The sequence below is a fragment of the Parabacteroides distasonis ATCC 8503 genome, assembly GCF_000012845.1.
In the GTDB taxonomy this organism is placed as follows: Bacteria; Bacteroidota; Bacteroidia; order Bacteroidales; family Tannerellaceae; genus Parabacteroides; species Parabacteroides distasonis.
Genome location: NC_009615.1, coordinates 3,518,068 through 3,531,438 on the forward strand (window position 1 = coordinate 3,518,068; position 13,371 = coordinate 3,531,438).

The window sequence follows — 13,371 nt, forward strand, 5'->3', positions numbered from 1 at the left end:
ATGGCAGCGTTTGACAATTTATCTAATCCATCGGAATATCTAGCTTATTGGGGCAAGACCTATCGGAATGAGCTTCTTTCCAATATTCTTCCTTTTTGGATGAAATACGGACTGGACAAAGAGAACGGCGGTTACTTTACTTGCGTAGACCGGGATGGTACTCTGATGGACTCCACTAAATCCGTTTGGTTCCAAGGACGATTCGCCTTTATCTTGGCATATGCCTATAATCACATTGAGAAGAACGAAGAATGGCTGAGAGCCTGTAAAAACGGTATCGATTTCATCGAGAAACATTGTTTTGATACGGACGGACGTATGTTCTTCGAGGTGACAGCGACAGGCATCCCTGTACGTAAACGCCGTTACGTATTCTCCGAGACTTTCGCGGCGATCGCTATGGCTCACTATGCATTGGCATCAGGCGACAAAGGCTATGCTGAGAAGGCCGTGAACTTATTCAAGCAAGTATTACACTATAAGAATACCCCGGGATTATTGGAGCCTAAATTTCGTGAAGGTCTCGTGGCGAAAGGCCATTCTTTCTGCATGATACTGATCGATACGGCGGCACGCATCCGTGAGGCCATAAACGATCCCATACTTACACAACAAATCGATGATTCCATAGCCGAGCTACGCCGTGATTTCATGCATCCCGAATTCAAGGCTATCTTGGAGACAGTAGGACCCAACGGTGAGTTTATCGACTCTATCGCCGGGCGTACCATCAATCCCGGCCACTCCATCGAGACCGCATGGTTTATCTTAGAAGAGGCCAAATACCGAGGATGGGACCCTCAACTGAAAGAGATGGGCTTACAAATCCTCAACTGGTCTTGGGACTGGGGCTGGGATAAGACGTACGGCGGAATCAACTATTTCAAGGATTGCAAAAACTTCCCTCCCCAAGAGTATTGGCACGACATGAAGTTCTGGTGGCCACAATGCGAGGCGGTTATCGCTACGCTTTACGCCTACCAAGCGACTGGCGACGCCAAATATCTCGAAATGCACAAACTAATAAACGATTACACATTTAATCATCTCCCCGACAAAGAATATGGGGAATGGTATGGCTACCTACACTTCGATGGTAGTCTCTCTCAATCTGCCAAAGGCAATCTATTCAAAGGTCCGTTCCACATTCCTAGAATGCTTCTCAAATGTAGTTTACTCTGCGACGAAATTCTTTCTAAATAACTTTATCTAAAATACTGAAAATTGGTCAATTGACATCAGGGGTCACAACCGTGGCTCCTGATGTTTCTAAGGCTTTGTTTTCCTTTTTATTTTCCTCAATCAAATGAAAAATAAGAAATTATATCCTTGGATCGTAGTCGGTTTACTATGGGTTGTCGCCTTACTGAACTATATGGATCGCCAGATGCTATCAACCATGAAATCAGCTATGATGGTGGATATCGTGGAACTAGAGTCTGCGGCGAACTTCGGACGTTTGATGGCGGTCTTCCTCTGGATCTACGGATTCATGAGCCCTGTAGCCGGTATGGTGGCAGACAGGGTAAACAGGAAGTGGCTAATCGTGGGTAGCTTATTTGTCTGGTCCTTCGTGACTTTGATGATGGGGTATTGCACGGATTTCAATCAGATCTATTACCTACGTGCCTTGATGGGGGTCAGTGAGGCCCTGTATATTCCTGCCGGATTATCGCTTATCACAGATTATCACCAAGAGAAAACACGCTCATTAGCCGTAGGTATCCATATGACAGGTCTATACGTAGGCCAAGCCTTGGGGGGATTCGGAGCTACGGTGGCCAGCGCTTATACGTGGGAAACGACTTTCCATTGGTTTGGTATCATCGGCATCGCTTATAGCGTGGTCTTGATCATCTTCTTACACGATAAGAAAGATCATGTGGAACAAGCCGTAAAACTGGAAAATTATCCGAAAGAGAATCCGATTTCCGGTGCGTTTAAAGGATTAGGGATGTTATTCACGAACATCGCTTTTTGGATCATTCTTCTTTATTTCGCCACGCCGAGCTTACCGGGTTGGGCGACAAAGAACTGGCTCCCTACCCTATTCGCTGAAAATCTCTCGTTGGATATGTCCGAGGCCGGTCCGTTATCTACATTCACGATCGCTATCTCTTCCTTTATAGGGGTAATCGCCGGAGGTATTTTATCCGATAAATGGATCCAGCGGAATGTCCGGGGACGTGTATACACAGGCGCCATCGGTTTGGCATTAACGATACCCTCTCTCCTATTACTAGGATTTGGGCACAACTTCCCGATGATTATCGGCGGTGGTCTTTGCTTCGGTATCGGTTATGGTATATTCGACGCCAATAATATGCCTATCCTTTGCCAATTCATCTCCCCCCGTTATCGGGCTACAGCCTATGGAATTATGAATATGACCGGTGTATTTGCCGGAGCCGCCATCACGGATATACTAGGAAAATCTACCGACGCTGGTAATCTTGGCCATGACTTCGCCATGCTAGCCGGATTGGTACTCATCGCACTTTTAATCCAAGTGATCTTCTTACGTCCGAAAGTCGCTAATATGACCGACGAATGCTAATTAATCTCATCCAATAAACTAAATAAACAACAAAAAAGTAATTCATTATGAAGAAGAATCTACTGCTCTTAATGCTTGCGCTCCTACTTCCGGCATTTATGTACGGACAAGAGCAGACAGTCTCCGGAACAGTGCTGGATACCTATAACATGGGTGTCCCCGGTGCGTCTATCGTTGAAAAAGGCACGACAAATGGAACGATTACCGATTTCGACGGTAATTACACTCTCACCGTATCCAACAAAAACGCCACATTAGTATTTTCTTTCATTGGGTACAAGACACAAGAAATTCCAGTAGCTGGGAAAGCCAAAGTAGACGTGATCCTACAAGAAAACGCCGAACAGCTAGACGAAGTAGTGGTAACCGGTTACGGTGGCTCACAAAAGAGAGCGACCTTGACAACCTCTATCTCTAAATTGGATAACGCCGTACTGGAAAACGCAGCGATGTCTAACGCCGGACAATCCTTGCAAGGAACCGTATCTGGTTTGCGCGTCGTAAACACGACCGGTCAGCCGGGAGCAAACCCAAATATCGTACTTCGTGGCGGAGCTACCATAACAGGTAAGGATAATGGCGCATTGGTCGTTGTAGATGGTATCGTGCGCAACTCATTGGCCGACATCAACCCCTCCGACATCGAGTCTATCCAAGTATTGAAAGACGCAGCCTCAACCGCTATCTACGGTGCCCGTGCCAATGGTGGCGTAATCTTGGTTACCACGAAACGTGGTAAAGAAGGATCCGCTTCCGTCTCTTACAAGTTCAAGGGAGGTGCCAACTTTGCTCGCACAGGTTATGATTACTTAAACGCTCACGATTATATTTACTACAATCGCTTAGGATACCAAAGAACAGGACGTTCAGGCATGGATAACCAAATGGGATACGGTATCGGGAATGACCTATTTGATATCCGTTATTTGGATGACAGTACCAAAGGCCTCTTGGCAGAAGGTTGGCAACAAATGCAAGACCCAACCGATCCGAATAAACAAATCTTATTCAAGGATTACTCAGGGCAAATGAAAGACGCAGCCTTCCAAGACCCTTCTTTCACGCAAGATCATTATATCAATATCACAGGAGGTAACGACAAAGGTACATTCGCAGCCAGCTTAGGTTACTACAAAGAAGACGGTCTCATTAAGGGAACCAGCTACGAGCGTTTCTCCGGGACATTCAATGGATCCTATAAGATATTTCCGATCTTGACAGTCAACGCTGGAACGACTTATACATGGTCTCGCCAGCCGGGTCTTTGGATCGGATCATATGAGTTCTTCTATCGCACAATGAGCCAACGCCCTACATGGAACCCATACATGGAAGACGGATCTCCCGCTTCAGGCTTCGGCACGGGTGATGGAAACCCTCTTTACTACAAAGATAAATTAACGAATACGAATGGAACCCGCCGCTCTACCTATAATATCGGTTTTGATCTAGAGATCATCCCGAAGAAATTAATCTTGAAAGAGAATAGCGCCCTATACCACGTAGACGATCAAACAGATAAGTTCGAGAAATCTTACCAACAACAAAACGCCACTAACCCGAATCTTACCCGTAAGGCTGAGGCCAAATATATAAAGCAGAACCAACAGCAACATAGTGTTACTTTGACGTACACAGACACATTCAAAGAAAAACACAATCTGGAGGCAATGCTTGGTGGCGAGTATTTCAATTGGCATCAATATACGCTGAACGCAAGGACCGAAAATTCTCCGTCGGATGACATCCCTACTTTGAACGCTGGTAGTAATCGTACCTATACCTATAGCTACAAGGAAGGCTATCGTATCCTTTCTGGCTTTGCCCGTGTAAACTATAACTACAATTACAAATACCTATTATCGGTCGTAGCTCGTTATGACGGAATCTCCAAGTTGAGCGATAACCGTTGGGGCTTCTTCCCGGGTATCTCCGCTGGTTGGAATATCATGGAAGAGGAGTTCTTTAAGGAATCGAAGTTGGTAGATGTGATCTCTAACCTGAAGCCTCGTATCAGCTACGGCGTGAACGGTAACGTAAACGGATTAGGATACTACGACGTATATGGCAGCTATGGGCAGAAAGACGCGAACGGATCGATCATAACAAACTATGATGGCTCTGTAGGTTTCTATAATGACAAATTGGTAAACGGTGGATTACGTTGGGAGCAAAGTAAATCTTTCGAAGTAGGTTTGGATATAGGATTCTTCAACAATCGCCTGAGCTTTATCCTAGACTATTATAATCGTACGACTTCCGATTTGTTGACAGATTTGGATTTACCCAATTACACTGGTTTCAACAGCATCAAAACCAACTTGGGAACTTTACGTAACCAAGGTTTCGAGATGGAAGTAAAAGCGAATATCCTAAACAACGTAAACGGATTCAGTTGGGATGTATCAGCAAACTTATCTACGGTAGCGAACAAGATTGTCAAGCTTCCGGCCAATGGGAACGAAAATAACCGCCAAGGAGGTTACCAAGTATACGACCCGCAAAAGGGTGAAGTCGTATGGGTTGGCGGAAAACAAGAAGGTGGTAAGCTGGGTGATTTATTTGCCTTCAAGCAAGATCATATCTTCAAGGATTGGGATGACGTGAAAGCGAATGCCAATAACCGCTACGACGCAATTGGAGAATTGTATGGCCCCGCCGCATGGGAAGCTTTAAAGGATAAGGCAGGTAAGCAACCGATCGAGCCGGGTGACGTTTGTTGGGCCGACTTGAACAATGATGGCGTAATCAACAATCTAGACCGCGTGAAAGTAGGTAATCTTTTCCCGACAGTAACCGGTGGTTTCTCCACGACATTAGGCTATAAAGATTTCTCTTTATACGCTCGTTTTGATTATGCGTTAGGGCATACGCTGTATAACGACTTAGCCGCACGTTCACTTGGACAATATCAAGGTTCGTTTAACATCATCGATATGGTGAAAGACAGTTGGTCGGAGACAAACCAGGATACGGATATACCTAAGTTCTACTATGCCGATCAGTTGAGCAAGAAGAATATTACTCGCTCCAACAATGGTTTGACAGCAGTTGACAACAACAGCTCCCGCTTCTACGAAAAGGGTGATTATCTAGCTTTACGTGAAATCACATTGACTTGGAACCTACCAAAGAAATGGATTAACAAAGCCTTGATGAGCAATGCCTCTGTTTATGTAACCGGACAAAACTTGTTCTACATCACAGGATATACCGGTGTATCTCCGGAACCGGCGGTAGATACTACCTATGGTCAAGGTCTTGATAACGGTAGATACCCAACTCCTAAAACGGTTCTTCTTGGTTTATCCGTAACATTTTAGTCAAACCCATTAAAAAAGACAGACATTTATGAAAAAGATAATTATAGCCATGATGGCAGCAGTCTCATTACTGAATTTCAGCGGATGCGACTCCTTGGACATGGAACCCGTAAGTAGTATTTCCGACGCAAACTATTGGAAATCCCCGGACCTGTTTAAGGCATTCAACATAGGTTTACACGGATTGCTCCGTTCACAATCCAGTTATAACATATTCGTATTGGGCGAACCTCGCTCGGACATCTACGGAGATCAGCCGTTCGGAGGCGAGGCTACCCAAGGCGTAGAGCGTTTCTCATACAATACGATCAACGCAGAGTTTACAGGAATCAGCAACTTCGCTAATTTTTATACGACACTGAACCAAATCAACTTGATGATCCGTAGAACGAACGAGACCGATTTATTAGGCGAGGCCGAAAAGAACTATTACTTAGGGCAGGCTTACGGTTTACGCGCCTATATCTATTTCCATTTGTTACGCTCTTGGGGAGACGTTATCATTACTACGGAGCCAACCTTAGGTAGCGAATTGGACATCTCTCACCTTGATAAGGCCGCTTCTCCAGCGAGTGAGGTGATGGATCTGATCAAGAAGGATATCGATGCCTCGGAAAAAGCTTTTGGCGGAGATTATTCTTATAAACAAGGAAAGTGTTATTGGTCTAAACCCGCTACCTTGATGCTGAAAGGTGAGGTTTATCTATGGAGCGGACGCCAGATGGGTGGCGGCACGGGCGATTATACCGTAGCCAAGACAGCCTTGCAAGATCTTCAACAAAACGGCAACTTAAAGCTGCAAGAGAAATTCACGGACGTTTTCTCTTTCAACAATAAGGAGAACAGCGAGATGATCTTCGCACTCCATAGTGGTAAGGAGGATGATTTCATGATGTGGAGAGACTATAACTGGCGTAACAATATGGTACCTCAACGTGAGTACATGGCAGGCTACTGTGACGAGACAGGAACTCCATTCCTTGAAATACCGGGATACAACCTACAAGGCTTAATGCGCTACCAAGTAAAGAAAGATCATTACCTAAAATCATTCCGCGAAGGTGATACCCGCTTGAAAGGTACCTTGAAGGCCGTTTATAAAAAGCACGAAGACGGCACCTTGGAGTATATCGCACCAATCCAATACAAGTTCCAAGGAACCACCTTGGAAGGTAGTAACGAGAGAAGTTGGTACGATGATTATCCTATCTATCGCTATGCGGATGCCTTGCTATTATTAGCCGAGGCTAAGGCCTTGCTCGGAGAAGATCCTTCTACAGAGATCAACGCCGTTCGCGAGCGTGCTTACGGTTCCGAATATTTTAACGCACATAAGAACGAGGTGGCTTATCCGAATGACAAAGGAAGTTTCTATAACGATAACCCGTTTGAGGCGGGCGACGAGAATGTGATGGAAGCTATCCTTAAAGAGAGACTTCGCGAGTTCTTCTTTGAGGGTAAACGTTGGTACGACTTGAGACGCTTCGGTAAGGATTATGTATTAAAATATACCACAGCACAAGAATCACGTTTATTATGGCCGATCAATGAAGGGGCATTGACAAACAATCCCGCATTGAAACAGACTCCCGGATACTAATCGTACATAGGTTTAAGGCGATTGGATATAACTAGGTTTTTGGCACGAATTCCAAAGGGGCTTTGTTCATATGAATGAATATCGCTACCTTTGGAATTCACATATCTATTAATTTCAACCTACAAACAAAAAACATCATGAAAAAAACTTTCCTGTATTTCTGCCTTCTTTTCATCGTACAAACGGCTTTTGCGGCAGACAGTATTTATGTGCGAGAGCAACAAATCCCCATCTTGATAGACCGGATCGACAATGTACTTTACGAGATGCGGATACCGGCCCAAAAAGGGGATGTATTAAACGAGATCACGATACAGATCGGAGACAATGTCGACCTGTCGGACATCCAAGCGATACGTCTATTTTATAGCGGAGTGGAAGCTCCTTCCCGCAAAGGGGAACATTTCAGTCCCGTTACGTACATATCCAGCCATATACCGGGAAATACCCGTAAGGCTCTTGAATCTTATTCCGTACGGCAAGATGAGGTTACCGCCCCCTTGTCGCGCACGGTAAAACTAACCTCTAAGCAACCGATGCTTAAAGGCATCAACTATTTCTGGGTAAGTATCCAGATGAAGCCTGAGACTTCCTTATTGGCAAAAGTAGCGACCACGATGCCTAACGCCCAGATCAACAACAAACCGATCAACATCACTTGGAAAGGAAAGGTGGACGAACGCCATGTAGGTATCGGCGTACGCCAAGCCGGGGATGACGGATCGGCGGCCTTCCGCATCCCGGGATTAGTGACGACGAATAACGGAACATTACTCGGAGTCTACGATATTCGCTATAATAGCAGCGTGGACCTGCAAGAGAAAATCGATATCGGAGTAAGCCGCAGTACCGATAAGGGACAAACTTGGGAACCGATGCGAGTAGCCATGACTTTCAAACAAACGGATGGCCTGCCCCACGGACAAAACGGCGTGGGAGACCCATCGATCTTGGTAGACGAAAAGACCAATACGATCTGGGTAGTAGCCGCATGGACGCATGGTATGGGTAACGAACGGGCTTGGTGGAACTCCATGCCGGGAATGACACCGGACGAGACCGCCCAACTTATGCTCGTGAAAAGTGAGGACGATGGTAAGACGTGGAGCGAACCGATCAACATCACGTCTCAAGTAAAAGACCCGTCTTGGTATTTCTTATTGCAAGGCCCGGGACGAGGCATCACGATGCAAGACGGTACTTTGGTCTTCCCCATCCAGTTTATCGACGCTACCCGTGTGCCGAACGCCGGTATCATGTATAGCAAAGACCGAGGGAAAACATGGCATCTACACAACTTGGCCCGCACGAATACCACCGAGGCGCAAGTTGCCGAGGTAGAACCGGGCGTATTGATGCTAAATATGCGCGATAACCGAGGCGGTAGCCGTGCCGTAGCCACTACAAAGGATTTAGGCAAGACATGGACGGAGCATCCTTCCAGCCGTAGCGCCTTACAGGAATCCGTTTGTATGGCCAGCTTGATCAAGGTAAACGCCAAGGATAACATCACCGGCAAGGACCTTCTACTCTTCTCCAACCCGAACACGACGAAAGGGCGTAATCATATCACGATCAAGGCGAGTCTGGACGGTGGACTTACTTGGCCCACGGAGCATCAAGTCTTATTAGACGAGGCCGAGGGGTGGGGATATTCCTGTCTTTCGATGATCGATAAGGAAACGGTAGGAATCTTCTACGAGTCAAGCGTAGCGCATATGACCTTCCAAGCTGTCAAATTACAGGATCTCATTCATCAATAATCTAAGTATATGCGATATATACTGCATTTTGCAATTGTTTTAAGTTTCTTGTATTCCGGGCCTCTGATGGCCCGGAATCCTGTTTTATTGCCCTTGCCCCAAAAATACGTCCGGACAAACGCTTCGTTCCATCCGAAGGAAATCGCGGTTTCTTCCGAAGGGAAACTCCGTTCCATCCTAATGGAATTCTTGGAGGAGCTGCCGGTAAGCGTCCAACCGGACAGCCGATACAAGATAGAGGTTTCCTTGGTTGACAAATTGGACGGAATCCCCCTCAACTCCGAGGAGGCTTATCAACTAAGCGTCTCTTCCCGGGGGATAACCATCCGGGCGGTATCCGAGCAAGGAGCTTATTGGGCGATACAAACCTTGCGCCAACTGACCGAGCGGCAAGGGAAGCGATATTCCATCCAAGGCTGCGAGATCACCGACTGGCCCGCTTTCCGCATACGAGGATTCATGCAAGACGTGGGGCGGAGCTATATCTCCATGGAAGAACTGAAACGGGAGATCGAGGTACTTTCCCGCTACAAGATGAACGTATTTCATTGGCATCTCACGGAGAACCAAGCTTGGCGTCTGGAGAGCAAGATCTTTCCGATGCTGAACGACAGCTGCAATATGAGCCGTATGCCCGGAAAATATTACACGATCGAGGACGCAAAGGAGCTGGTTCGCTTTTGCAAGGAGCATAACGTACTATTGATCCCGGAGATCGATATGCCGGGGCATAGCGACGCTTTCATCCGGGCGTTCCGTCATGATATGCAGAGCAAGGAGGGTATGGCGATCTTAAAACTATTGATGGACGAGGTTTGCGAGGTATTCGAGGAGGTTCCTTACTTACATATCGGTACGGACGAGGTAAAGTTTACCAATCCAAAGTTCGTACCCGAGATGGTCGCTTATATCCGTGCGAAAGGGAAACAAGTGATCTCTTGGAACCCGGGATGGAAGTACAAACCGGGTGAGATCGACATGGAGCAAATGTGGAGTTACCGGGGAAAAGCGCGACCGGGCATTCCCGCGATCGACTCCCGTTTCCATTATATCAACCATTTTGATACGTTCGCCGACTTAATCGCCTTGTACACCAGCCGTATTTACAATGAACCGCAAGGAAGCCATGATTTGGCGGGTACGATCCTTGCCGTATGGCACGACCGGATCGTACAGCCGGAGGACAAATTGATCCGGGAGAATAATTTGTATCCGAATCTATTAGCGATCGCCGAACGTTCTTGGTTGGGCGGCGGCTATCAATATTTCGATAAGAACGGAACGATGCTGCCTATCGATCCCGATAACGAGGAGCATAAGGCATTTGTCGATTTTGAGCGGCGGATGTTATGGCATAAAGAACATCATTTCCAAGGATACCCGTTCGCCTACGTCAAGCAAACCAACGTGAGATGGCGTATCACCGACCCTTTCCCGAATGATGGGGAACTGACCCGCTCTTTCCCTCCGGAAAAGGCGCTTCAGACACAATATACCTATGAAGGGAAAAGCTACGGCACGCACGACGCCATCGGTGCCGGAATCTACCTGCGCCATGTCTGGGGACCGCTGGTTCCCGGTGTCTATAAGGACCCGCAGCCGAATCATACCGCTTACGCATGGACTTGGATCTATTCGCCCAAGACGCAAGACGTAGGGGCGTGGATCGAATTCCAGAATTACGGGCGCTCGGAGATGGATCTTCCTCCCTCACAAGGGAAATGGGATTATAAAGAGAGCCGTATCTGGGTAAATGATCAAGAGATAACGCCCCCCGTATGGACCGCTACCCACCGGGAGAAGTCCAATGAGATCCCACTGGGGAACGAGAACTGCGTAAGCCGTAAACCAACCCCGGTCCATCTGGAAAAAGGCTGGAACAAGGTGTTCATGAAGCTTCCGGTCGGTACGTTCAATACCCCCGAGGTCCGTCTGGTGAAATGGATGTTTACGTTCGTTTGCGTCACCCCGGATGGAGAGAAAGCGGTGGAAGGACTGGTTTACTCTCCGGATAAACAACTTAAATAACGTCTAATTCGGTTGAATGAAATGAGAAAAATAATAGGAATCTTATCCATCTTCCTCGCTTTCGCTCTCATGGGGCAAGCGCAAAGAATCAAGGTGGCTTGCGTAGGTAATAGCGTGACCTACGGCTACGGAATCGAGAACAGGGAAACAAACTGCTACCCGGCCCAATTGCAACAGATGCTTGGAGATGCCTACGAAGTGGAGAACTTCGGGCATAGCGGGGCTACTTTATTAAACAAGGGATATCGTCCTTATACCCAACAAGAGGCGTATCAAAAGGCACTGAGGTTTGCCGGGGATTACGTGATCATCCATCTGGGATTGAACGATACGGACCCTCGGGCATGGCCGAATTACCGGGACGATTTCGTTCGGGATTATCTTTCCTTGATCGAATCTTTCCGGAAAGCCAATCCGAAATGCAAGGTATGGGTTTGCCGTATGACTCCGATATCTCACCGCCATCCTCGTTTTAAATCCGGTACAAGAGACTGGTACTGGATGGAGCAAGCGCTTATCGAAGAAATCGCCCGGATAGCCGGCGCGACCTTGGTCGATTTGCAGGAAGGATTATATGACCGTCCGGATCTATTGCCCGACGCATTGCATCCAAACGCTGAAGGTGCCGGTATCTTGGCCCGCACCGTTTATGGGGCGCTAACCGGAGATTACGGAGGATTACAGCTTCCTGACATCTATTCGGACCGGATGGTCTTGCAACGGGATCAACCGCTTCCTATATCTGGCATCGCCAACCAAGGGGAGAAAGTAACCGTTACCCTCGCCGGACAAAGGAAGGAGACCGTAGCCGGTACGAACGGGAAATGGACTGTCACGCTCGACCCCTTGCGGGTAAGCGGGAAATCCTATACCTTAACGGTTTCTACCCCCAGCCGCACGCTGAACTATCGGGATGTAGTAGCCGGGGAAGTCTGGCTATGCTCCGGACAATCCAACATGGCGTTCCGGGTAAACGAGAGCGTAAAGGAAGAACAACAGCAACAATTGGATTACGCGAAACAACACTCGCAAATCCGTTTATTCGACCTAAAGCCCCGCTGGGAGACCTACGCCGTGGAATGGGACGCTTCCGTACTGGATTCATTGAACCGCCTGCAATATTACCACGACGCCCAATGGGAAGTATGCGACACGCGGAATACCGCACGCTTCTCGGCCATAGGATTTGCCTTCGGGCGTATGCTGGCCGATAGCTTACAAGTACCCGTAGGATTGATATTGAACGCTGTTGGCGGCTCGCCTACGGAGGCATGGATCGACCGGAAAACACTGGAATTCGAGTTTCCGGATATCTTACAGGATTGGACGAAGAACGACTTTATCCAAGATTGGGTACGTGAACGGGCGGCCTTAAACATCAAGCAAGCGTCCAACCCGCTCCAACGCCATCCGTATGAGCCTTGTTATCTGTTCGAGGCGGGTATCCAACCCCTTCATCGATATCCCATCAAAGGGATTATTTGGTACCAAGGAGAATCGAACGCCCATAATATGGAAGTACACGAACGATTATTCCCGCTATTGGTGAACAGCTGGCGCCAGAATTGGAACGCAGACCTGCCTTTCTACTATGTCCAACTATCCAGCATAGACCGCCCGAGTTGGACTTGGTTCAGGGACAGCCAACGCCGCCTGGCGCAAACCGTATCGAATACGGGTATGGCCGTTAGTAGCGATCGCGGGGATTCTTTAAACGTTCACCCTACCCGAAAAAAAGAGATTGGCGAACGACTGGCACATTGGGCCTTGAACAAGACCTACGGACATAACGTAATCCCATCCGGCCCTTTGTTCCGCAGCGCAACGTTTACCGATAACGCCGCCTATATCACTTTCGATTACGCAAAGGGCTTAACAACCTCCGATGGGGACCCCATCCGTACATTCGAGATCGCCGAGCAGGAAGGACTTTACTATCCGGCGCAAGCCGTGGTAGAGAACGGGAAAGTAAAGGTGTGGAACGATCAAGTGACTCACCCGAAGCTGGTACGCTACGGCTGGCAACCCTTCACGAGAGCGAATCTTGTAAACGAGGCGGGTATGCCGGCCTCTACGTTCCGGGCTATAAAAGAATAAGCT

The 13,371-nt window shown here is 47.6% G+C and carries 7 protein-coding genes; all 7 read left to right on the forward strand.

The features are described from left to right. The 7 genes from BDI_RS14690 to BDI_RS14720 all read left to right on the forward strand — a co-directional run bounded on the left by BDI_RS14690 (position 1) and on the right by BDI_RS14720 (position 13,368). A complete protein-coding gene (locus BDI_RS14690; protein ID WP_005860496.1) occupies positions 1 to 1,203 on the forward strand; it encodes an AGE family epimerase/isomerase in 1,203 nt (400 codons plus the stop codon). 103 nt (positions 1,204 to 1,306) lie between these two features. Beyond that, on the forward strand, positions 1,307 to 2,557 hold the full coding sequence (locus tag BDI_RS14695) for an MFS transporter (RefSeq protein WP_005860494.1): 1,251 nt from the start codon (positions 1,307 to 1,309) through the stop codon (positions 2,555 to 2,557). A gap of 47 nt (positions 2,558 to 2,604) precedes the next feature. Beyond that, positions 2,605 to 5,880: a SusC/RagA family TonB-linked outer membrane protein gene (locus BDI_RS14700; protein ID WP_011967070.1), complete on the forward strand. Its 3,276-nt coding sequence runs from the start codon at positions 2,605 to 2,607 to the stop codon at positions 5,878 to 5,880. A gap of 28 nt (positions 5,881 to 5,908) precedes the next feature. Beyond that, complete coding sequence (gene nanU / locus BDI_RS14705; protein WP_011967071.1) at positions 5,909 to 7,480, forward strand: SusD family outer membrane lipoprotein NanU; 1,572 nt, start codon at positions 5,909 to 5,911, stop codon at positions 7,478 to 7,480. 137 nt (positions 7,481 to 7,617) lie between these two features. Beyond that, on the forward strand, positions 7,618 to 9,243 hold the full coding sequence (locus BDI_RS14710) for a sialidase family protein (RefSeq protein WP_011967072.1): 1,626 nt from the start codon (positions 7,618 to 7,620) through the stop codon (positions 9,241 to 9,243). Positions 9,244 to 9,252: 9 nt separating this feature from the next. Further along, a complete protein-coding gene (locus BDI_RS14715; RefSeq protein WP_011967073.1) occupies positions 9,253 to 11,271 on the forward strand; it encodes a family 20 glycosylhydrolase in 2,019 nt (672 codons plus the stop codon). 21 nt (positions 11,272 to 11,292) lie between these two features. Next, on the forward strand, positions 11,293 to 13,368 hold the full coding sequence (locus tag BDI_RS14720; RefSeq protein ID WP_011967074.1) for a GDSL-type esterase/lipase family protein: 2,076 nt from the start codon (positions 11,293 to 11,295) through the stop codon (positions 13,366 to 13,368). Positions 13,369 to 13,371 lie beyond the last annotated feature (3 nt).

Bases quoted from the DNA above. Each gene is read 5' to 3' on its own strand.
- BDI_RS14690 (WP_005860496.1), top strand. From the start codon at position 1: ATGGCAGCGTTTGACAATTTATCTAATCCATCGGAATATCTAGCTTAT.
- BDI_RS14695 (WP_005860494.1), top strand. From the start codon at position 1,307: ATGAAAAATAAGAAATTATATCCTTGGATCGTAGTCGGTTTACTATGG.
- BDI_RS14700 (WP_011967070.1), top strand. From the start codon at position 2,605: ATGAAGAAGAATCTACTGCTCTTAATGCTTGCGCTCCTACTTCCGGCA.
- nanU (WP_011967071.1), top strand. From the start codon at position 5,909: ATGAAAAAGATAATTATAGCCATGATGGCAGCAGTCTCATTACTGAAT.
- BDI_RS14710 (WP_011967072.1), top strand. From the start codon at position 7,618: ATGAAAAAAACTTTCCTGTATTTCTGCCTTCTTTTCATCGTACAAACG.
- BDI_RS14715 (WP_011967073.1), top strand. From the start codon at position 9,253: ATGCGATATATACTGCATTTTGCAATTGTTTTAAGTTTCTTGTATTCC.
- BDI_RS14720 (WP_011967074.1), top strand. From the start codon at position 11,293: ATGAGAAAAATAATAGGAATCTTATCCATCTTCCTCGCTTTCGCTCTC.